Raw genomic sequence first — 321 nt, forward strand, 5'->3', positions numbered from 1 at the left:
GGGCATCGTGAAAAGTCTATGTCAAAGAAAGAGTTATGTTCTCATAATTGACGATTAAATCGCACCTTCCTTAGCCATATTCACCTCCCTTTATGATAATGACCGGCGTTTTATTATAGCCACCTGAGCCATGATACTATCTTCATGTGCAGTGAACGCCTGCCGCTTGAGTGTCAATTCTTCTTTCAGAATCTCTTCCGAAAAATCGTAATGTTCGGCCATAGGATCATTATTCCCCGAGTGATGCATGCGTATTCCGCTCTGAACGATCACGGATTGGCATCGAAGTTCGATCACAGTTTCGCATCTCTTCGATCAGCC

At 43.9% G+C, this 321-nt stretch carries 1 pseudogene; it reads right to left on the reverse strand.

Features of this window, described 5'->3' with window-relative positions:
- Positions 1-90: 90 nt before the first annotated feature.
- Positions 91-249, reverse strand: a pseudogene (locus ACSZO1_RS22780) (recombinase); the annotation flags it as partial.
- Positions 250-321: the final 72 nt, after the last annotated feature.

This window comes from Erwinia sp. V71 (assembly GCF_965644245.1).
In the GTDB taxonomy this organism is placed as follows: Bacteria; Pseudomonadota; Gammaproteobacteria; order Enterobacterales; family Enterobacteriaceae; genus Erwinia.